The organism is Nocardia aegles, from assembly GCF_052545135.1.
Genome location: NZ_JBQWRI010000017.1, coordinates 1 through 21,320, shown reverse-complemented (window position 1 = coordinate 21,320; position 21,320 = coordinate 1). Strand labels below are relative to the sequence as shown.

16 protein-coding genes and 2 pseudogenes are annotated in these 21,320 nt (G+C 66.1%); 2 read left to right on the top strand and 16 right to left on the bottom strand.

All coding sequences use genetic code 11. From position 1 onward, the window contains the following. Window positions 1-124: 124 nt before the first annotated feature. The 7 genes and pseudogenes from ACT89H_RS28305 to ACT89H_RS28275 form a co-directional block, all read right to left on the bottom strand. Window positions 125-811, bottom strand: coding sequence for a hypothetical protein (locus tag ACT89H_RS28305; protein WP_445111722.1), 687 nt, complete (start codon window positions 809-811; stop codon window positions 125-127). Further along, window positions 808-1,796, bottom strand: a pseudogene (locus ACT89H_RS28300) (DNA-processing protein DprA). Before ACT89H_RS28300 ends, ACT89H_RS28305 begins: the two are co-directional and overlap by 4 nt. Before the next feature lie 89 nt (window positions 1,797-1,885). After that, a complete protein-coding gene (locus tag ACT89H_RS28295) occupies window positions 1,886-2,422 on the bottom strand; it encodes a hypothetical protein (RefSeq protein WP_445111721.1) in 537 nt (178 codons plus the stop codon). 173 nt (window positions 2,423-2,595) lie between these two features. Beyond that, a complete protein-coding gene (locus tag ACT89H_RS28290) occupies window positions 2,596-4,092 on the bottom strand; it encodes an ATP-binding protein (RefSeq protein ID WP_445111720.1) in 1,497 nt (498 codons plus the stop codon). Between the two features lie 289 nt (window positions 4,093-4,381). Further along, the gene (locus ACT89H_RS28285) at window positions 4,382-5,797 is read right to left on the bottom strand and encodes a DUF3560 domain-containing protein (protein ID WP_445111719.1); all 1,416 of its coding nucleotides are present in this window, start codon (window positions 5,795-5,797) and stop codon (window positions 4,382-4,384) included. Between the two features lie 92 nt (window positions 5,798-5,889). Beyond that, a pseudogene (locus tag ACT89H_RS28280) lies at window positions 5,890-6,101 on the bottom strand (hypothetical protein); the annotation flags it as partial. A gap of 762 nt (window positions 6,102-6,863) precedes the next feature. Then, the gene (locus ACT89H_RS28275) at window positions 6,864-7,157 is read right to left on the bottom strand and encodes a hypothetical protein (RefSeq protein WP_445111718.1); all 294 of its coding nucleotides are present in this window, start codon (window positions 7,155-7,157) and stop codon (window positions 6,864-6,866) included. 236 nt (window positions 7,158-7,393) lie between these two features. Between ACT89H_RS28275 and ACT89H_RS28270 the strand changes: the two genes are divergently transcribed. After that, a complete protein-coding gene (locus ACT89H_RS28270; protein ID WP_445111717.1) occupies window positions 7,394-9,109 on the top strand; it encodes a hypothetical protein in 1,716 nt (571 codons plus the stop codon). Window positions 9,110-9,250: 141 nt separating this feature from the next. Here ACT89H_RS28270 and ACT89H_RS28265 read toward each other — a convergent pair whose 3' ends face one another. The 6 genes from ACT89H_RS28265 to ACT89H_RS28240 form a co-directional block, all read right to left on the bottom strand. Beyond that, entirely contained in the window at window positions 9,251-10,483 is a 1,233-nt protein-coding gene (locus ACT89H_RS28265) for a hypothetical protein (RefSeq protein ID WP_445111716.1), read from the bottom strand. A gap of 175 nt (window positions 10,484-10,658) precedes the next feature. Continuing rightward, on the bottom strand, window positions 10,659-11,474 hold the full coding sequence (locus tag ACT89H_RS28260; protein ID WP_445111715.1) for a methyltransferase: 816 nt from the start codon (window positions 11,472-11,474) through the stop codon (window positions 10,659-10,661). Between the two features lie 498 nt (window positions 11,475-11,972). After that, window positions 11,973-12,515 (bottom strand): hypothetical protein, encoded by a 543-nt coding sequence (locus ACT89H_RS28255; protein ID WP_445111714.1) that lies wholly within the window; start codon window positions 12,513-12,515, stop codon window positions 11,973-11,975. Between the two features lie 112 nt (window positions 12,516-12,627). Further along, complete coding sequence (locus ACT89H_RS28250; protein WP_445111713.1) at window positions 12,628-13,149, bottom strand: adenine nucleotide alpha hydrolase family protein; 522 nt, start codon at window positions 13,147-13,149, stop codon at window positions 12,628-12,630. A gap of 356 nt (window positions 13,150-13,505) precedes the next feature. Beyond that, on the bottom strand, window positions 13,506-14,570 hold the full coding sequence (locus tag ACT89H_RS28245; protein ID WP_445111712.1) for a helix-turn-helix domain-containing protein: 1,065 nt from the start codon (window positions 14,568-14,570) through the stop codon (window positions 13,506-13,508). Between the two features lie 1,065 nt (window positions 14,571-15,635). Then, window positions 15,636-16,724, bottom strand: a complete 1,089-nt coding sequence (locus ACT89H_RS28240) for a DUF4192 domain-containing protein (protein ID WP_445111711.1) — start codon at window positions 16,722-16,724, stop codon at window positions 15,636-15,638. 235 nt (window positions 16,725-16,959) lie between these two features. On the opposite strand from ACT89H_RS28240, the gene ACT89H_RS28235 reads away from it, so the two are divergent. Continuing rightward, entirely contained in the window at window positions 16,960-17,478 is a 519-nt protein-coding gene (locus tag ACT89H_RS28235; RefSeq protein ID WP_445111710.1) for a hypothetical protein, read from the top strand. A 164-nt stretch (window positions 17,479-17,642) separates the two neighbouring features. Here the strand turns inward: ACT89H_RS28235 and ACT89H_RS28230 are convergent, their stop codons facing one another. From ACT89H_RS28230 to ACT89H_RS28220, 3 genes are all read right to left on the bottom strand, one after another. Continuing rightward, a complete protein-coding gene (locus tag ACT89H_RS28230) occupies window positions 17,643-18,383 on the bottom strand; it encodes a hypothetical protein (RefSeq protein WP_445111709.1) in 741 nt (246 codons plus the stop codon). A 294-nt stretch (window positions 18,384-18,677) separates the two neighbouring features. After that, complete coding sequence (locus ACT89H_RS28225) at window positions 18,678-20,126, bottom strand: argonaute/piwi family protein (protein ID WP_445111708.1); 1,449 nt, start codon at window positions 20,124-20,126, stop codon at window positions 18,678-18,680. Further along, the coding region (locus ACT89H_RS28220; RefSeq protein ID WP_445111707.1) for a hypothetical protein at window positions 20,123-21,320 on the bottom strand (1,198 nt) is incomplete at its 5' end. The genes ACT89H_RS28225 and ACT89H_RS28220, both read right to left, overlap by 4 nt.

The window sequence follows — 21,320 nt, the reverse complement described above, 5'->3', positions numbered from 1 at the left end:
CGCCCGCGGGCGCGGGGTGGTCAGGAGGTGTCTGGGATGACGTCGCTCAGCCGTTGTTCGGCGGCGTCGACGAGGTCTGCGAGCAACGGGTCGATGCCGTCGCTCGTGCGCGATGCCACCGGGGTCAGCGGTTGTCGTCGCCGAGGTACAGGGCGTGCTCCTCCTCGACCTCGCCGTGGTCGAGGACTGCCCGGAGTTGCCGGACCCGGGCGGGACCGAGGTTGTGGGCGATGCGCATTCCTGGCGACGCCGGGCAGGCCGCAGCGGATCCGGGCTGCTCGCCCGAGAGGGATTCGAGCCAGGTCAGGACTGCCCGCAGATCGGTGAGGGTGACGACGGTGATGCCCTCGACCTGGTCGAGATCGTCGGTGTTCTCCGGTGTCGCGGTCACGACGTAGCGGAATTCGGTGCGCGCCGCCGCCGCGACAACGGTGGCGATGGTGTCCGGCGGGCCAGCGGGGCGCAGGCTGCCGTCGAGGCCGAGTTCGGCGAGAAACAGGACGTGGTCGAGCAGCCCGCGCCAGGGCGGGTCGGCGGCGAGCTGGTGGACGGTGACCGCGACCGCCAGATCGTGGTGGGGCCGGTGGCCGGTGCCGCCGACGCGGTAGAGGCGAAACGCCTCACTCGGATATCCGGCGTCGCTGTTGACCAGCCCGGCACGAACCCGATCCCGTGTCTCGGGCGGGACCGGGTGCGCGGCCACGGAGGCCGCGACCGTGTCCACTGCGGTCGTGGGGGTGGCGGCGAGCAGGGCCAGTTCGGTGCCGCCGTGGCGGGTGAGATTCGCGGTCCAGGCGAAGGTGTCGATCACGCGGGTTCTCCGTTCGGTCGGTCCGGGGCATCGTCGCCGGGAAACGGATCGGCAGGCAGATCACCGGCGAGCAGGTAGATGTCGCGGGGTGAGGCGACCGGGGTGACGTCGTGGTCGGCGATGAGGCAGTTGCCGGGGCTGAAGGTTAGGGAGGTGATCGGCCCAGGCACGGCGTAGGTGTTGCGGCCCAGCCGCTGCGCCCACGTGATCGACACCTCGCTCCAGCACCGCCAATCGGCCTCAACCAGGACGGTGGCGCGGGTGAGCGCGGCCAGCAACCGGTGGGCTGCCCCGACACGCTGCGGTCGCGGCTGGGTCCCCGGCGGGTATTCGTGACCAGCACACCGGTGCCAGGTCGCGCAGAGCGCAGGTGGTGGTTGTGGTGGCGGTAGGCCAGGTCGGTGCCGCACGAGAGCACCGTCAGCGTCGGCGCCGGGATGTGGTGGGCGGTGGACAGGGCGTGGGCGGGGATACCGGGACCGCCTGTGGCGGCGACGGCCATGCCGCGGGCGGTGACCTCGGCGACGATGGCGGTGGTGGCCTCGATCCCATAGCCGGTCGGGCGTGGTGTCCCGGCGACCGCGACAGCGTCCTTGGCGATCTCGGACAGCCGGGCGGTGCCGGACACCCACAACGCGAGGGGACCGACGAAGTGTTCGGGTCCCCACCCGGGTGCGTGCAGCGCGGCCAGATGCGCGGACGGCCATTCATCGTCGTCGGGGGTGATCAGTCGGCCCCCGCCCGCGTAGTGCACCACCAGCTCGGCGGTCGCGCGGTCGGGATCGGCGCGGGCCAGCACTGCCGGATCCACCTCGGCCCCGGCGGTGCCGGGGGCCAGCGCGGTCGCCGCGTCCTCGACACCGAGCCTGTCGATCAACTGCCACACCGTTTTCGAGGGTCCGCGCGCGGCGCGCGAGATCAGCGCCCACGCCAGCCGCCGGGGCTCACGCACTGCTCCGAACGGGCAGTGATCAGTGCTGTTCATGAGCGAATTCCGTTCTGCTGGTAGGTGAATCGGCCTGGTCGATCGGGGCGGTACTGCCGTGGCGCCTCGGCGCGGCCGGGTGGCGGGTGTTATTCGCCGAAGGCGTTGAGGGGGCGGCCCGAGCGCCAGTTGGTCCAGGCGTCGGCGATGTTGGGGCGAGACCCGCCCGCGGCCACGAGCACGGCGTAGGCGTGGGCGAAATCGACCGCGTCACCGGACCCGATCCCGGCGGCGTCACACCCGCCGCGCACATACCCGAGGGCCTCGGCGCACAGCCACCACGCTGTCCGGTTCCGTAACGCGGCGTCGCATTCTTCGAATCCCGGCACCCGCTCGACCGGGGACGGGGCGGGGGTGAGGTTGGCGGTGAGGTCGCCGGTGAGCCGCCACGCGACCCACGCTTCCGCCAGGCCGGGGACGAAAACGTTGTCTTTGGTGAGGGATTCGGTGACGCGGTCGGCGTAGGCGGACGCGAACGCCTGGGCGGTGGCGGCTTCGGGGGTGGAGGGGTGTTGGATGTGCAGTGCACCCCAGACGAAGCCTTCGGCACGCGCGCGATCGTTGTCGATTCGGGCGCGGATGTCGGTGTCGGTGGCGGGCGAGTCGGGCCAGGCGGGTGTGGACATGGGGTGGCTCCTTCGAACGAACGACAACGCCGCTTCCGTCGGGAGAGGGTGGCGGCGGGTTGACTGGGGCGAGGGTGGACCTCGACGCACCCGGCAGGTCAGTTCGGTGACCACGCACCCACCGACCGGCACCGGGAAGTCGCCAGTGGGTGTGGGTGCGTGGTGGGCTGGAACTATGGTCTGCCGAATCCGTGCAGGTGCAGGGCTTCGACGATGTCGTGGGTGCCGGGATGGTCGGCGCCGCGCAGGTCGGCGATGGTCGCCGCGACCGCGAGGGTCCGGTCGGCGCCGCGGCGGGTGATCCGGCCCTCCCGCAGTGCTGCCTCAAGGGGAGCGGCCTCGGTCCGTGACAACGGAAAGTGTTGGCGCAGAAGCGATGCGGGGACGCGGGCGTTGGTGGTGTAGCCGTGCTCGCGCCACCGGGCCGCTGCCGCCGTACGGGCCGCGGTGACCCGGCGGCGGACCTCGGCGCTGGTTTCGCGCGAGTCGGCCCCGAAACCGCCACGGTCGTCGGGGTCCTCGCGGAGGGTGATGTCGACGCGTTCGGCCAGGACCCGGTGCAGCCGCTCCGGGTGGCGCCGCTTGGCCGCTGGCGGGCAGGCACACGCGGCATCGCGCGCCGCGTGGCACAGGCATTCGGCCGAGGTCAGTACCGCGAGGGTGTCGCAGGGCAGCCGCAGCAGGTTGTCGCGGTTGGCGACGACGACCTCACCGTCGTCCAGCGGTGCCCGTAACGCGTCGAGCGTGCGCTGGTGCAGGTCCGGATAGGACTCCAGGTGTAGCACGCCGAGGTGGGCGCGAGCCAGCGCACCGGGACGTGACGAGGCGGCGCTGCCCAGCAGTGCACGGGCGCTCGAGGAATGGTGGACTTCGACGTAGGGGCGGGCGGTGATCGAGGCGAGCGGCCCCTCGGGCAGGGTGCCGGCCAGCGACGCGATCGCCCGGACCTCCAGCGACTCGGATTCGGTCAGCCGCGGCAGTAGTCCGGGCAGGCGGCGGGCGAGCGCGCCGAGCCCGGCGGCCGGTGGCCCGATCAGGCGCAGGTGGTGGCCCCCGGCGGCGGCGACCTCGAGCGCCCACCGCGCCCGGTAGTGACCACGCACATCGCTGAGGTCCACGCCGGTGAATTCCGGTGGTGCCGGGACGGCGGCGGGGACGTCCAGGGGGCGATCCGCGCCGCCGAGCCAGGCCAGCACAGCGCCCAGGTGCTCGGCGCCGAGAACGGTCATCCCCGGCACGAGGGCGGCCTCGCCCAGGCTCTCGCGCGGCACAATCACAACGGTGCGCCCGCAGTCACGGGCGGCCAGGACCGCGGACAGGATCCCGCGCACGGGGCGCAGACGGCCGTCGGGCGCGAGTTCGCCGAGCAGCACGACCCCATCGAGGCGCGGTGCGGTGGCGGCGAGTACCGCGACCGCCAGTGCGAGGTCGTGCATACCCTCGATACCCGAGCCGACCGGCGGCGAGATCGTGAGTGTCACCCGGGCCTGCGGCCACCCCCCGCCACAGCTGACGACGGCGGCGCGGACCCGGTCGATGCACGCATGCAGCAGGTCCTCGGACGGACCGGTCACGGTGAGCGAGGGCAGTCCCGGCGTGATCTCGGCCGCGACCTCGCGCAGATGTCCGGTGAGTCCGCGCACGATCACCGAACAGGCCACTGCGCCCATCACCGGCCTCCCCGGAGGAAGCGGTCGACGGACAGGGGCAGACGGGCAGAAACCGCGGCGTGATGGACAGGACTGGAGGGCATGATGGTCTCCGATCTCGGTGCGGGACATGGACGGGAAGCCGCAGCAGGGCAGGTCGACAGGGAATCGGTCGAATGACAGTCGAACGGGTCGGCGGCGCTGCCGCTATCGCCAAATGCTGTTGTGTGACAGCGGAATTGCGCGAGCCACAACGGGATCGTGGGGCGGTCGTTGGCCTGGTGTGTGGCCCGGCAGGGGTGCCGGCGGGTCAGGCGGCGGGCAGGTAGGTGCGGGCCTCAACCAGGACACGGACCTGGTTGTGGACCTCCTCGGGCCAGCACACCGGCCCGGTCACCGCGAACTCGGTCACCGGGAGTTCGACCGGGTCACCGTGCACGCGCCCGGCCGGGCGGCGACGCGCGCGCAGACGCACCACACCCGGCTCGGTGATGGGCTCGGGCGGGCTGGCGAACCAGTGCGAAGGGTGCGCCCACACCGCGTCGTATTCGATGCCCTCGATGCTCCAGGACCAGTGCTCGGCCTGGAGGCCACGGTGGTAGTCGAGTTTCGTCTTCCCACCCTTGCGTTTCGGGCGCGGTGGCAGGCTGTTGGCGTCGAGGTCGGCGAAGATGTCGGGGAACCGTTCGTGAGCCTGGGCATCGGTCATGACGGCGGTGATCTCGTGGAAGCGCACCGTGTCATCGGTGGTGATCCACCGATGCCCGGTCATCTTCGCCGCGATGGTATGCACTGCCAACGAGGACAGGGAAAAGTTCACCACCGACACCGATTTCGCGTTCACCCGCGTGATCTGACGCCACGTCGCCCCGCGGGCGCGCACGAAGTCCCCGACCGTGAAATCGTCACGGCCCCAGCCCGGAGTCAAGCCTTGGTCGATCTGGGTTCGGCGGACCTGTTTCCAGTAGGCGATGTCCCGCTCGCGCTGGGTCATCCTGGCCAGCACCCGCTCCCGGTATTCGCCGGTCGCCGGGCCGGTGGTTTCGGTCCGGTAGACGTTGCAGTGGCTGTCGAGGAACCGGCGGGTGTGTCCGTCGAGGGCGCGTTGATCGCCGCGCTGCTCGGCCTCGAGGGTATCGATCCGGTTGGCCACCGTCCGCGGGGAATTCCGGTGCTCGGTGGTGTGGGCGGCGGCCTCGGCGCGATGGTGGGCGCGGGTGGCGTCGCGGTCGGCTTCGACCGAGCGGCCCCACGCCTTCCACGACTTGTCGATCGCGTTGCGGTGGCGGCGTTCGGAATGGTGCCCGATCTTGACCGGCTCTCCGAACGGGGGCAAGGCGTCGTGGGCGCGCTGATGCGCGGCTTCCGCGGCGGCGGCTTTCGCGTCTTTGCGGGCCGCTCTGTCCCGCAACGCATCAACCCGATCCGCTTGGCGGTGCGCGCGGTCGGTCTCGGCGTCTTCGGTGGCGCGCACGCCGCGGTCGATATCCACCTCGACGGTGTATCCGGCCTCGCGCAGCTTCTTCGCGGCGTAGTCGATGTGATACTGCTTGGGCTGGCGGTCTCGGGAGGACACCACGATCCAGCAGCCCAGACTCCGCGCCCACCGCCAATGCCCGATCGCCTTGCGCACCGCGCACATCACCTCGTAGGTGTCATCACCGCGGACGGTCCCTTCCAACAGGGTGCCCTCTTCGGCGGTATGGGAAATCGTCAACGCCGACACGAGCGCCACCTCCTTCCAAGAGTTCAAGACATGCGCATCTATGCATGTGTATGGGTGTGTGTGCTCAGACCCGGATTGGCAGCCGCAGGGGGTCAGTTTTTGGGATCAGGCACAATTTTCGTGATACTGGCGGTCGGGTTTGCCCAGTCGCTCAACAGGATTCGCTTCCGGAGTAGATCCGGTTTTGCTCGGCCGAACATCTGGCGTTTGATCATCTTGATCCGTTGACGTGTCCCTCGACCGGTCCGCTGCTCCAGGGCAGCGTCAAACCCGCAGTGACAGCGTCGAAGCCGCGGCGCAGGCCGCGGCCATCAGCCGCTACCGAGACCAACTCCTGCCCACCTCCCGCGCACCCGACGTCGTCTGAGTCCGCGAATCCCTCCGTGCTCGCCTGCGCGCCGCCGTCCTCAAATCTCGAGACCCGGCCATCCTCGGCTGGTGGATAGCCTCCGTAGACGGCCGCGACGTTGGCGGCCTATCTTGCTTCGCTGGAACGAGATTCGTCGCTGCAGGCACAGGTGCGAGCCCAACTGGCCGTACTGGACCGGGATCTGACCGGTCGATGAGGAAGGGGCCGCGGTCGATGATCGTCGAGTCGCCCCCTGGAATCGGCGGGTGTTGCCATGCTGCGTGCGCTGATAGAACGGTGTGAGATCCCGCAACGGAAGGAACCCAATGGGGCGAACAATTCCCGCGACTCCCGCACCGGTACGCCGCACCCTAGTTGTAGCGCTGATTGCCGCGGCGATCGGGGCGCCTAGCGCGGTGACGGCGACTGCCGAGGCGCCGCCGACTCGGGATGACGGCTTTTGCATCGATGAGAAGACGCGCGTGCGCAACGGGTTGCGCGTCAGTGACCCCAGTTGCATTCATGACCACGGCCGCTTCCACAATCACGAGCGCTTCCATATTCCGCCGACTCATTCTTGAACCCGGCTACCTCCCGAAGGTTGGGGCTTCATGAGAGGAGACGACGAAGCCCCCGGCGCCGAAGTCTTGGAGCACGGGGGCTTCTGCTGAGTCACGTTATTGGCGAGCCGATGCCTGTCGATGGTGCATTGTGGGCTTATTCACGCCCATCCTGACGCCTGACCAAGGCTTTGATTCGCTTCGGTATGTTCGTCGCCGCCACGTGCATCCGGTGCAGGACACAAGCGGTGCGTTCGCCGGTGGCCAGAAACAGTACCTGAGCTGCGATGTTGATGGCGATGGACCAGTCATCGACGCCGATCAGCGCGAGTCCCAGCGCTACCCGCTCCAGAGCCTCGGCTGCGCTGTAAATCGCGCCGCGGCCGAGCCCTCCATGCCTGGCGATGAACGCCCGAACCTCACCTGCCGGATTCCGAATCCATTCGCACACTTCTGCCTCCGTGCTCCAACCTCGGCGGCGTCTGTCGCCGCTGTGGTTCGCACGGTCCGTGACTGGTCGACTGTCCGACAGTGACCTGCCACGACACATGAATTCCCCCTGGTGAGGCCCCCGGTCGAGGGTTGTCCGCCAGACAGCCGGACAGCTAGGGCACAATCGATACCTACGACTACGTACCGCCCCTCCGAGAGGGATGGCATGGACATGGGTGAACAGGGAGGCGGGGGTTGGCGCTCGATGCAGGCGGCCCGGTAACCCGTGACGAACTCGCGGACTTTCAGACCCCCGAACAACTCGGCGCCGCGCTACGCCGCACGCGCGAACACGCGAGAATCGGCCTACGCGAGATGGTGAGGATGGCCGAACAGCACCGCCCCAAAGTCCTACCTCCCGGCTCGCTGATCGCCTCCGACCTGACCCGGGACAAGATCTCGGCGATGGAGAGCGGTAGCCGGATCGTCGTCGACGTGGGAAATGGACCACAAGACGATCGGCTCGAGTTCTACCTGTACTTGTGCGGCATCGGCCACCCCCAACGCGTCCCGTGGCTCGACGCCGCCTGGCGAGTACACAACCCCGACAGGGGTTCCCGGCCCGCATCCGCCCGTGCCCTGGAGCAACCCATGTCCGAGCGGGCGCGACCTGATGGCGCGGATGCGATCATCGGGGCGGCCAGGGCAGTCGGTTTGCTGATCGACAACGCACGACAGCTGCGCTGCGGCCCCGCCGAGATTTCCGCCGAATGGAATAGGTACAGGGACAGGTTGACTGTGTCGATGGCGGTGTTCGACGCAGACGGAAATCGAGTTCCCGTGGAACCGGCGGCGCGTGACACCCAGCGGTTCGTCGAGGCTGTTGTTACTGAACTCGAGGCGACCCGAGTGCGGTTGGAGCCGTTGGCCAGCGCCGTGCGAGGCGAGTTGCACGCGATGGGCGCGTCCAACGCGACGCTGTCGCCCTGGATTCGGTGGATCGACGAAGCTGTCTCCGAAGTCGTTGCCGCTTCGTCGGTTTGGCCAGCTCCTGGGTATGAGGGCGACGACGAAAGACTCGATACCGCACTGAACCAACTGCGCAGAGCCAGTGGCGCGTTGGCCGCGGCGTGGCGCGGGGAGCCCGCAGAGGAACCACCTGCACCAGCGCCGTCCGCGACCGAGCCGGTCGAGACACCGACCGAGCGCGCACTGCGTGAACACACCGAGGTACTGGAGTCCGCGCGCCCGTGGGCGCGCGTCGATCATCGCGCCTTCGACCCCGCCCTCTACCAGGCGCTGGTCGAAACCGCCGCAGTCGCTCTACACATTCCGCGCGTGCCCACCACATTGGACATCGATCTAGCGGCCACCGCCAGGTTGGCCGCGAAAGTCGCACGCAACGCCGACGAAGCCACCTTCTGCGCCCTCATCAAACAGGCAGCGATCAGCCGCCCGCTCGCGGTCGCGGTGGAGCTACTGTCGGCCCTGGGAGCGACCGCTCGAAACTCCGGGCGGGAGGCAGCGGCAGCGGATGCGGTCACGCGGATTACACAACTGCTCACCGACGGCGACTGGGCCGACCCAGCCGTATGGGACGACAACGCCCACCACATGCAACGGCTACTCGGACTCACCGCCGCGAACATCACCGACGACAACACGGTCTCGGCCACGATAGCCGCAGCCCTCGACAACGACCGGCAGCTGCTGTTCCCGATCCTTCGCGCGATCGTCCAATCAACGGTGCAACTGTCCCGCACCGGTGGGCCGAGCGTAATCAAGTACGGACTCGACGAAGTGCCCTCCTGGCTTCCGGTCGAACGAGTCGCCGCCGAGATTGCCGAACAACTCCCCGACCTCCGGCCAGCTCACGATGAAGATCACGACCCATATCCGGATATAGAACACAACCTCGCCGCACATCTGCTGAGGATCGCCGACCATCGACCGGAAAGTGCTGACCTCTGACTGCGGCAGATCTGCAAGTCACCAGGCGGTGAATCGCTATAGCTTCACTATGGCAGCTCCGACGGCAGCCACGCCGGGGACAGCCGTACGGTCAGGTGTCAGTACTTCGCTGGCCAATTACCGATAAGACTAGCCAGCTAGCTATCGCTGCAAGGCACAGTGTTCGAGTGCCAGCAATCGCTCGTCGGCGTGTCCGCCCCACCGGGTTTCGAAACCTGAACGTTTCTTCGGGGTGATCGTGTTCGGGGCCGCGACGAAGAACTCCTCCAAGCGTGAATAGTTCTCGGTCTCGACGGTCAGCCAGAGCCGGGTGTGCTCACCATCGGCACGGACAGCGATCCCAAGGCTATCGGCGAGGTCGAGGACGAACCGCTCGGCCGCGGCGCGGTCGGCGCAATGGGTGATCTCGACCGCGCGCCACGCTGTCGCGCGGGCGCTGTAGCAGCGCCGCACTCGATACACCGCCCACTCGCACGAGTCCATTGCGGCGTCGGCCAGGGCGTGGACCTCGTACGCACCGTCCGCCCTAAGCCTGTCCCGCAATGATTTCCCCGGCCCGAACAGACCGCTGCGGTGGTTCAATGCCAGCGCGCAGTACTCGTCGACGAGATGTTTGAAGGCTTCCTCGGGAGAGGCCCGGTAGCGGGCGAGTTGGTCGGGCCAACTGGGCACGCTGACGTAACCACACTGGCGGCAGCAACTTATGGGCCACCATACGCCGAACAGTCCGTACAGATAGCCCTGGCTCATCGCCCGGCTCATCCCGGCAGCGTGCAGCGGGTAGATCGGGTGGCGGCGCCCGCCCATCGTGACCGAGGTGTCACGGGCGATCCTTCCGGTCTCCTCGGCGGTGAACCCCACGGCGTGGATGTAGGGTCGCGGACCCAAATGTGTTGCACGCCACGTATCTAAAGGCTGGCCCTTTGCCTTGGCTGAACAGGCGCGCCCGTTGAGGGTGGGCATGACACCGTTCCCGCGGTGTTCGGCCGAGAGTGGGTAGAAGCCGTGCTCGTCGGGATCGGGATGCAGACGTGTCGGGGTCCGGGTATCTTGCAGGACAACGATCCCGTCGGCGACGCTGGGACCGGCACGGGCGACTTCAACGAAGCGCACTCGCCGGGCGGCGAGCAACGGCAGGATATGTTGCGCGACAAGGTCACAGGTCGATCGCCACTCGTCTCCTGTCTGGGCGACCATGACAAGCAGATTCGACAGATCATCGAGCAACTGCGGTGGCCGGAAACCCGGGTCGAGCAGAGTACGGGTGACCCCCGCAGCGCTGTCTACGCCTAGCCCGAACGACCAGCAGATTGGCATCGCCTCGTCGTCGAAAAGGGTTGCCAGAGAAAATAATCCCTCCGCATCTTCGACCACAGCAGGACTCCTTTCGGCAGGTGAGACGAATCGCATGCGGGTGGGCAGGATCGGAGCCGGTGCGCCGCGGGCGGCCCGGACGGGCAGGCGCCCGGCGCACTCCCGGCCTTGGGGGGTGGCCGAGCGGTAATTCGGTGGGGAGCACACACCATTTCGGGTGGGGGCCTGGAGCGGGCTATCGGGGGTCGAGGGGGCGGCGGGCGTGCAGCAGTACGGTGTCGACGTCTGTGCCGGAGGTGGTGAACGCGCGGGAGTCGATGTCGGTGAAACCGCCGTGTTCGGTGATGAATTCACGCATGGCTCGGTGGCTGCGGTCGCTTCGGTAGCCGATGTTCGCGGGTGCGAGGCCCAGCAGTTGACCGCCGTCGAGCAGCAGCTCCCAGGCGGTGTAGAGGTGATCCATCCACACCGTCGCCCGTCCCGGCAGCGCGAAGGGCGGGTTCATCACCACTCCCGCGAACTGCTGCGGTGTCGGTGTCGTGGCGAATTCCTCGAAACTGGACACCACGACGGTGACCCGCGGGTCGTAGGCGATGCGGGCGGCGCGCTCACGATCGGGCTCCACTGCGGTGACGTGCACGGTCGGGTTGGCTGCCAGGATCGCGCGCACGAAGACGCCGTCGCCGGCCGAGGGCTCGAGGACGTGGGCGCCGGGCGGGAGAGCGGCGAGATCGGAGTGCGCGCCTGCGACGACGTGGCGCGCCAGCGGCTCGGGTGTGGCGAAGTACGCCTCCAGTACCTTCCTGGTGGTGTTGGGGGTCGTGCCGCGAGCCACGGCAGCTTCGATGATCTCGGTGGGGTCGCTGGGGAAGACGTGGGCCTGTGCTCGGCGGTTCCATTTCCCGCCCATGGTCTCGATGACCCGATCGACTTTGCGATAGTCGGCTTGGCTGAGCCGCTTCGGGAGATACAGGTTGTTGCCCTCGATGCGCGACTCGGCCAGAATTTCGCGCGCGAAATCGGGCACGGGCACAGAAGTTCTTACAGCCATTGATATCGCCTTTCACACCGAAACGGCAGGACAGGAGAAGGGGCGGTAGCGTGCGCACACGCTGTGCGTGAAGCGGAATCGGCAGGTGTCGTACCAGGGTCGAGGTTCGCCACGTTCACCGGTTCACGGCCGGGCACTCGCCTGCCGGACGTGTCGCCGGACTCGACCGCGAGGCGGTCGTGCAACGAAGTGTCCTCGGCCATGGTGGTGGTGATGCGCAGCCGGTAGGTGTCGGTCCAGGTGCGCAGTTCGTCCCCGGCGACGGTGAGCCGGTGCTGAGCCTCGGGATCCAGGGACTCGAAGTGGGCGGCGTAGTCGGCGAGGCTGCCGGTGTACAGGGTTCGCGCGTACTGCCACAGCTAGCGGCGCGGTTCCCCGTGCACGCAGCACTCGCGGTGCGGACGTGGACACCACCGACCACCGATCCGGCACTCTCGCGACACCTACACGGGAGCGCGTACGGCGCGACGTGGACCGTCGACGGCTCGACGTTGTCGTTCACGCGTCGGCTTTTCGGGTGATGCGCGCGAGTAGGGTCCGCACGGCGCGCAGGCGCCCGCGGCGGATTTCCAGGTTGAGATAGGTCGACAGTTCGACTGTGGCCACGAAGGCGTCGACCAGGGTCTCCCCGAGTTGATCGACCTCACTTTTCTTGTCCAGGAGTTGCTGGACCTGCTCGGCGAGCCGGGTGATCTGTCTCTGCGGTGCCGCCATCCCGGCCGGGACGAGATCGAAACCGAACTCGGCCGCCAGCATGTCGAGCAGCTGTCGGCCACTGGGCCGCGCGGCCCGGTCCGCGGCCTCGACCACGGCAAGGCCCTGCGGGGTCGAGCAGATCACGCAGTCCTCGCGCGATCGTTCGTAGCTGCACTGCGTGCCGAGCACCTCATCGAGCGGCTCGCTCTGCTGGATCAACCCGTCCAGGCACCATCGGCCGTCCTCGAACACCATATACACCTTCACCGCGTCCTCGATCCGATGCTCATCGGGCATATACGGGTCGAAATCGGGGTAGTAGGCGTCGATCTCGTTGTCACTCACGATGTTTTCCTCTCTGCGAGTTCGGATGCGGGCATGCGCAGGCCAGATCGCGTCCAGTCCTGCCGAGGCACGAACAGGTGGCCAGGGAGTCGCCGCGGCCCGGAATGGCAGGTCAGTCGATCCAGTCGGCGACCGGTCCGGTCCCGCTGTCCGTGGCGGCTTGGGCGATGACCTCGGCCATGGACACGTCCAGGCGGAAGCGGTGCCCGATGCGGGCTTCGACCGCCGCGTACTGCGCGGCCAACTCCGGGTGCAGGCGCGCGGCCCGCACCAGACTCGACCTCGAGGAATAGATGCAGAACACACACGACGCGCGCGGGAATCCTGCACTGTAGGAATAATGTGGTCGGGTGCCCGCCGCGGCGATCCGCGCCCACACCGTCTCGAGGTCCCAGCCGTGGATCGGCAGCCAGGTATCGACGATCCGCCGCGAATTCGAGACACTGCCGGTGGGCGGACTCCCGGCGATGCGGGCGGTACTGCACCGCGGGCACAGCCACGTCCTGCCGGGCTCGTGCACGAAGGCCGGTCTGTTCGCTCTCTCCGCGGATTCTTGACTGCGGTGGCCCATGATGTTCAACACCCTGATCGGGCGGTCCACGATCCCGGCGGCGCGGGATTCCGCGACGAGCATCGTGATCACCCGCCGGGCCGGGCCTCGCTTGAAATCACTTGTGCTTCTCTGGACTATCCGACAGGCGCGCCGCAGACGCAGTTTGTCTACTTGTGCGTTGGCCTCTCATGGCTCCATCCACGAACTCAGCATCGCCGAGGCGCAGATTCCAATACTTAAGGCTGTGGCGCTGTGCGCGAACTTCGACACCACCGCGCAATCATGTGCGCGCTCCGACCGTACCCGATCGACTTCCTACAGTTGATCGAGTCTCAAGAGATACCCGCGCGGAGGTCTGGCAGTGGTGCTCTCGGATTTGTGAAGGTTGCCCGCCCTCCGATGTGTCGAGGTTGGCGCTCAGAACTACTGTCACGAGGTCACGCGCCCGATCGCCACGATATGGTCCTGCTGGACGACCTTCTGCGATGTTCGCTAAGTTGGCGCTGCTGGTCGATCCATCTTTGCCGCCATAGCTCAAGGTCGTGGTGTTCATCGGCCAGCGAGAGGTCTCGTTGTTGGGCGATCGTGGTACAAGCACCTATGAACCAGACAACGAAGTCCAACGTTGGAGCAGTTTTTCCGTTCAGCACGTTCGCGACTGTTGCTCTTTTGAGTCGAGAATCGAGGCGCTCCAACTTCCTGAGCGGCGGCTCACCGGCGTGGAGCCGCACTTCTCGCAATTGGGATGCAAATTGTTCTAGGAGTTGTGAACGATCCTGATAGCGGTGAAGAGTCTCGCTCGCGAATTGCGAATTAATATTGGTTGCGAGAGGCTGGTTGTATTCCACCGAAGGACCTTCTTTGAGGCTTTCGCGGGTCTGTTCCCATGCTCGGCGCCAATCGGACAGATCTCCACCGCAGGCTTTTACAAACGCTTCAGTCGTCTCCCAAGACGGGAAGTGTTCCCCTCCAGCAGCTTCTGAGAGGGCGGTCCGCGACCGGCCTGTCATCCGGGCCATCTGTAGGTACTTCGGATTGCCTGCCTGCTGGCGAAGCTCTCTCAAGCTCTGCGCGAAGGAAGCGACTGGCCCACTGTTTGGATCCAAAGATGGTACGAACAATGGTTCCAGGATCCGTACATTCTTGTGTGCGGTAGGCGTTTTGCTGGCAAGAGCCGGCTTGCCGTCCACTGCGAGAGATTGGTTGTATTCCGTCGACAGACCGTTCGTGAGGCTGTCGCGAGCATGTTCCCAGGCCCGACGCCTCGCAGAAAGTTCGTAGTCGCTGCCATCGCAGGCTTTTACAAACGCTTCAGTCGTCTCCCAGGACGGCAAGCGTTCCCCTCCAGCAGCTTCTGAGAGGGCGGTCCGCGACCGGCCTGTCATCCGGGCCATCTGTAGGTACTTCGGATTGCCTGCCTGCTGGCGAAGCTCTCTCAAGCTCTGCGCGAAGGAGGCGACCGGCCCACCGTTTGGATCCAGAGGTCGTTCGGGTCTGCCCACTGTTGTCCTTAATTGTCCATATCTGTCTATCTCAGTCTAAGACTGTCCTACCTAGTCTGCAATGCTAACTCCCTGCTCAGCGAGGCGTGTACACAGTTGATTATCCAATCTGTTGTCCGAAGACCCAGACATAGCCACGGAGGACCGGCATGGCCAGAAGGCAGGCCCGGAGCAACACGAACCCAGTCGATCACGAACGACTGGCCGCCGTACCAGATCGAGGAGCTACTACTCCACAAGTTCGCACGCCTAGGCGACAAACAGACGGGGACGCGCACTCTCCCATTGCTGGGTGGATACGGCTCGCCCCTGCCGTCATCGACTTGACCGGATTGGTTGCAATCCTCGCTACTGTGATCGTGCTGGTGGTGTTTGCGCCAGCTGCTGCGCCCATGCTGGCCGCTGCTGGTGGTTTCGTAGCTGTGGTACTACGGCTGTGGCTGCGCCGACGGTAGATGGTTGGCGACCGGGTACACCACGCCGTACTTGGCCCGAACCAGCGTTGACCAAAGGGAATCCGATAGCTGCCGCGAGATGCTGGGCCAGTTCGGACTAGCTGCTGCTCTGGTTTCCGGGATCCTTTGCGGCTCAGTCGATTCAGCGGCGACGGGCAGTGAACCGGTGTCGGCTTCGGCCCGCGGTTGGTGAGTCGATCTAGCGAACGCGACGGGGTCAGAGTCGCTCGCTGACCTACTGGGCTGCTCGTCGGATCCTTCAGCGCGCCGCCGAGGCTTTGGGCGCGAATTGGACTTTTCACGATTTGGTAGGTCCGGGCCGGGCGCCAGAGCGAGACCGGCGGCGGTGTGCCCAAGCAGCAGTCCCGGAGCCCGGGATATGTGTTGATCTCGCTGACGAGCGGTTGCTGTCATTGAGGGCCTCATCGGTCGCGGGTGGGAGGATTTCGTTGCCGACGGTGGGGCACGGAGGAAGGTGGGCGCGACATGAGTAGGTGTGTGAGCAGTTGGCGGCGGCGTTGCGTAAGGGGCAGCGCACCGACTTGCGTCCGCGCGTTCGGTGGGTGGAGTGATCCGTTACCGGGCGCCGTTGATGCCCGTGATCGAGGGGTCAGGACATGGGTTCGCCCATGTCGATGCGGAGGTTCGCGGCGACCCGGGTGCCATAGTCGGCTAGCTTCCGGAGCTTGTGCGGTGCCAAGCCGGCGGTGAGGGCGGCGTGCAGGAGCAGGGCGGTGCTGTCGCGAGGGTTGGCTGCCAGCGCCGTGTCCAGCGCGATCGCGGCGAGTGGGCCGTCGCCGCGTAGATAGGCGCTGTAGGCCAGCAGCGTCGCCGCTTGTGCTTGAACGGTGCCGGTGAGGCAGCGCACGAGCAGTGTCCACAGGTGTTCGGCGGCCGTCGCGGCGTCGCTGACCGCAGTGGTATGCAGGCAGTCGATGACCGCCCGTTCATCCATCAGCACCGCGAGCGACGCCAGCTGCGCGGGTGTGGGAGTGTCCCCGGCCGCGATGTCGGCGATCCGCCATAGGACCGTCTCCAGGCCACGCCGCTGGTATCCAGTCAAGTCGTGGTGCAGCACGGCACGATGTCGCTGGTGGTGTGCGCGTGAAACGGCTGCCGGTAGTAGGGGTTCGACCAACTTGGTGAGCGTCGGATCGGGGGCGAGGGTGTCGCGCAGCGCCTGCCTGGACTGGTGCACCGACTGGCCTTCGACCACTCGCTCAAGTGCGACTGCTGAGAGCGCGGGATCGGTGAGCACACCGCGCTCGGGTCGACCGTTGAGAGTCCACCACGGTGAGCCCGCGGCGATTTCGCGGGTAGCCCACGCCCCGATCACGGGCGCTGGGCTTGTCGCGAGTTCGTTGCCGAGTTCTGTGAGCAGGCGAGCCCCGGCCGGGGGTGGGGTCGGACCGAGGTCCGGGTCGGTGAGCCGGTCATCGACGACCACGGCCAGTGTGGCGCTGGCATCGATACTCGCGGCAGCGCCCCGCACCTGCGCCGACACCTCCTTCGCGCAGTGCGTGAGATCGCACGCTGTGACCACCGAGCGCACCACCAGTCTGGCCGGGTGGGTGTCGGGTTCGGCTGTGACGTTGACCATGGTCAGCACCAACGCGCGCCGGGGGACATACCGCAGGGAGGCGGGAATCGACGCGATCACCCGAGTCGGATCACGGAACAGATCGGACAGAAAGCGCACGGGAAACTCCTTTGCAACAATCGGATTGACAGCCGAGAGCCGGTGAAGCGCGCGGCCGACGTTGTGGGAAGGCCATGTGGACGGGTGCGGCCTGGATATGGCAGGACTGGGGCGCGCGTAGGATCGAGGGCGGGAAGAATCTGCAGGCGGGCCCAAATTCAGGAGGCTGGCCATGCCCTCGCGTCGCCCCACGCGGTCCCCGCGGAAAGATCGTTCTCCGGAGGTCGCCGAACGCTTGGAACGCTCTCGCGTTCGTATCCGGGAACGCCGAGCGCTGGCACGTCAGCGAGAGCGAGCGATCACCGAGGCGGTGAAGCGGTATCTCGCCGACTGGCAGGCGATCACCGTGTGTGAAACCGAGCGCGACAACGAGATCGAGGCATTGCGGCAGCAGATCAGCGAGGTCGAATCACGCGCCGCGCAGGAGATCGCCGGCTACCGCGCCGACCAAGCCGAGGCCGCTGCGGTGATCCGTGATCACGGGCAAACCGATGACGATGTCGCTGAACTACTCGAGATCAGCACCAAACAAGCCCGCCAGCTCATCACCACCGCACGCGCACACCGCGGCACACCCTCGCCGGGCGCACCATCGTCGCCCACTTCTGCACCGGCCGAGCAACCCGAGCATGCTGGCCACGTCGCTGCCGATCTCCGTCGGCAGCAGCGGCGAGAACAGGTCACCGACCCAGTCGAGACCGTCGAGACCCGTGTGCCAGCACGCCCCACGCAGACAGACGACGACCAAACCTGAATGATGTGGCTAGCAGACGGAGATCGCTAGGATTGTCCGGCGGGACCGTGGGTCTGTGTGTGGAGATGGACACTCTCGACGTACGGCTGCAGACCTAGCACCGCGTGCCACTCGGCACGCCGATTTGTGGTGTCCGGATTCTGTCAGCTTCCCGATATGGGAGTTCAGGCGTTGGCGTAGCCACCGGCGTTCCACACGAACCAGCGGAACTGCTGCGGCGCGAATGCCTGCCGGGAGGGAATACCCGGCGCTGGAGAGTAGGGCCAGAACGCGACGCCGCACCGATGGCAATAGAAACCAGCCTGCCATACCTCGTGTGCGTTGCGACGACCGCGAACAACTCTGCCGTTACGCCGAATGCGGCAAACAGCAACGGTGAGCAGGACAGCCCCGGGAGCCGACAGCATCCCCAAGAAGACGACCAGGGATAGTGCAGCGGCCCAATGTGACACTCCAGGAGCCGGATCGGCGATCGAGACGATTGCCGGACCGATCCAGCACGTTGCTGGTAGGAGCAGCACCAGCGCGAAGAAGGTCAGGCGCCCTGCCGGGGTACGGGCTGGCTCCCGGGACAGGCTCCGTGCGAGTGCCGTGGTGTGAGTGCGCTCTACGGTGGCGGTGCCGAATACCGGAACCAGACCAGTCGAAGCCACCCCCATCCCGGAATAGACGTTCGTCCCAGAGTTGGTCGACACACCGTCGGCATGCAGGGCCGGCACACTCTGCACCAAGTCGAGTTGGTTGCAGTGCGGACACGTCAGGTCGATGTCCATGCGGGGAACCCCCTCCAAAGCCGTTGCGCTGTAGCGGCGCATCTGTGGTGTTGGTACCTGCAACGAAAGCTCTGGCTGGTATCCAACACCTTCCGTGACCTGCTGTCGAGAGATATCCGTGAGCTTCTGCATCAATAGGCCCTTCCATAGCTTGCTGAGGAGTCGGATCGGGCGATCCGGCTGCAACTGACCTCAGTCCGCGACGAGGCAGCGCGCCCGTGTTCTGCTCGTATAGGAGTCGAAGCTGACTGGATCTCAGTCGGGCAGGTTGTCCGGACACCAGTTGCAAGCACCGCTCCGAACGGTCTCTGGGAGGACGTATCGCACAGCCGGTGCTGCGGCCGAAAGCCTGTGCAAGGAAAGCGCCGTATGGCGTGCGAGAAGTCGTATTGCTGTGACCGCCACACGCACGCTCTGCCTTTAGAGTTACATGTAGTGCGCGTATCGGCCGGAGGTCGGGGCGTCGGTGTCGTGGTGGCGCAGGATGGTTCCGACGGTTCGGGCTGTGCGGAGGGTGATGGGAATGCTGCCGTCGAGGCGGGTGTTGTTCCAGTTCATCTTTGTCAGGGCGAGGATCTCGGTTGCGAGAGCGTCGGGGCTGGAGTCGGCGGAGATGATTCGGATGCCGAGTGGTTGAGGGATGTGGTGGCCGGGGTAGGTCTTGTAGAAGGGGATAGCGCCGGTGGTGTAGAGCAGGTGTCGGTCCTCATCGACGGTGAGGAATGTGCCGCGCAGGGGTGGTTGCTGGCCATTGCGGTATAGCCGGATTGTTTCGGAGTTGGTCAGCCACAGCATCTCTAGCAGTGCGAGGCGTTCGTTGTTCGCGGCTTGTGTGAACCCGGCGCGCTCGGCCGCGGTGTAGTTGCTTGCCTTGTGCAGGACGATGCGGGCGGGTGCGTGGAGGTGCTCGGCGCGGTATCGCTGGAGTGCGGCCTCGAGGAGGTCTTGGGCGTCTTCTTCGGCCAGGTGTGGTTGACGGTCCTCTTTGGAGATGGTGGCTGGGCCGCCGCGTACGATGATGCCGTCTCCGCGTTGGTTGTAGATCTGGGCGACGCTGGTGTGCAGGGTCGACGCTGCGGATTTGTAGAACGCGATGCCGATGTAGCACGACGAGAGATCCGAGGGGTCTCGGGGCAGACGCCAGGGCACTCCGCCGTTCTTGTAGTACAGGCCCGTGTACAGGTTCCATGCGCGCGTTGCCTCGTCCTGGTTCGCGCCTACACGACCGGTGTGTGGATTTTTGAATGTGGGGTCCCAGGTGTTGCGGCGCACGATCTGGATGGGTTGCTTGTACCGCAGAGACCGAGCTTTCAGCAGCGCATGGAAGTCGGCGGTAACCGGATTCCGCCCGTTCAGGTACGACCCATCGACCTCGATCTCAGTGTTCTTCGGCGCCTTCGATAATGCCGCGTCGTTCAGGTTGTCCGGTCGGCAGACGATCACTACGTCGCAGGATGGCTCGTCGTGTAGCGCCTGGAGTTCAGTGTCGTAGATCTGGACCGCTTTGGTCACGGCTTGTATCGGGTGCAGTCCGTCGAGTTCATCGAGTCGGCGTTTGGGGATGATGCGGGTCAGGCGTGGTGTGAAGTTGACGGTCGATCTGAACCCGTGTGTGACGTCGAAGCCGGGGAACGGGATATAGAGATGCTTCAGGGGGGTGTTGGGCTTGGCGGCGATTCCGAGACTGCACTTGTCCAGCCAGGCCAACATGCCGTCGATCGATGCCTGTGTGCCGACGATGGCGGCCTTCACCACACGTGGACTCGGCTGGGAGACGTCAGCGGGCCCGAAATGCCACACACCGTGCTTGGGGTCGATGTGCCTTCCTCCGCCAGCGAACTCCAACAACGGCTCCTCGATGAACGACGCCTTCACAGGTCCTCCTCGAAGTCATCTGCTGCGAACAAAATTGGATCATCCGTGTCGCCGGGGTCGATGAGGTCCGCGCGGTCATCGGCTTCCCCGTCGCTGTCGCTTGCGGGTGCGGTCCAGTGCTTGTCGGTGATGCCGCGATCCAGCGCGAACGATATAGGCTCACCGAAGTCCAGGATGCGTTCGGGCGGCTCGTGAAACAGGTCCGGTGTGGTCTCCCCCATCAAGAAGCTCGCCCACATACGTGTTTCGCTCAACCGGGCCTGGTTCTTTTCGATTCGCTTCATCTTCGCCAGGTTCTTGTCCGCGAACTTGAACTCCCGATACCCGTCGTCGCTGAAGTAGTAGTCCGGACGCACCTCGCAATACCACCGGCCATCGATCAGCGAGAAGTACGCGCGCAGCGCCGCGTGCCGATAGAACTGAGGCCGTGACGGGTCGTCTTTTCGTTGGTAGTAGCCCTTGAACACCAACCGCCGACGACCCGAGGAGGAGACGATACGGCGCTCCGATAAGTCCGCTGTGGGTCGGAAATGCAGGAACCTCCGCGAGTTGTTCCATCGGCAGTCGTCCCGAAGGTCATGTTTCAGCGCTGCGTTGAGCAGCCAAACCGCCAATCGCCGCGCGTCTGCATCACCATCGGCAAGTTCGCCGAATGGCATGGTCTTCACTTCGTCCGACGGCACAGTCTCTAGCGCGGTCGATTCGGGATGCGCCCACATGTAAATACGACCGCCCTTGAGAACGAAGTCGGATCGGAACCGCAATCCCGACTCCTTCTGCACGGCATAGACCGCCCCCGGCTTGGTGTGCTTCGTCTTCGCGACGTAGAGAACATCAGGCACGTCGACCGGAAGAAGGTTCGATACAAGGCTCTCGTTCTTCCTCTCCGCGGCCGGAGTATGCGCCACACCATGCGGATCGACGATCGCGAACAACCTTCCGGTGAAGTCGCCCGCGAATACCTGAGTCGCCTTGTTGAAGTCGATCCGCCGCGACGCGCGATTTGCTGGCACCTCGAACCAGGGCTGAACATGGACCCACCACGCCTGCCGCTTCTTTGGATGAGAGCAGATGAGGATGACCGGTTGATCGTGGCCGGTCCCCGATGAGGCGACCACCCGGTATCGGAGTCCGGGGTCGATTCGATCCAGATTCAGTTGATGCTGCAGGCCGCCGGGTGGTGGCTGTGCGTGC

Excerpts from the sequence above, each read along its gene's own strand:
- ACT89H_RS28260 (WP_445111715.1), bottom strand. The coding sequence starts at position 11,474 with ATGGCTGTAAGAACTTCTGTGCCCGTGCCCGATTTCGCGCGCGAAATT.
- ACT89H_RS28295 (WP_445111721.1), bottom strand. The coding sequence starts at position 2,422 with ATGTCCACACCCGCCTGGCCCGACTCGCCCGCCACCGACACCGACATC.
- ACT89H_RS28230 (WP_445111709.1), bottom strand. The coding sequence starts at position 18,383 with ATGCAGAAGCTCACGGATATCTCTCGACAGCAGGTCACGGAAGGTGTT.
- ACT89H_RS28290 (WP_445111720.1), bottom strand. The coding sequence starts at position 4,092 with ATGGGCGCAGTGGCCTGTTCGGTGATCGTGCGCGGACTCACCGGACAT.
- ACT89H_RS28250 (WP_445111713.1), bottom strand. The coding sequence starts at position 13,149 with ATGCTCGTCGCGGAATCCCGCGCCGCCGGGATCGTGGACCGCCCGATC.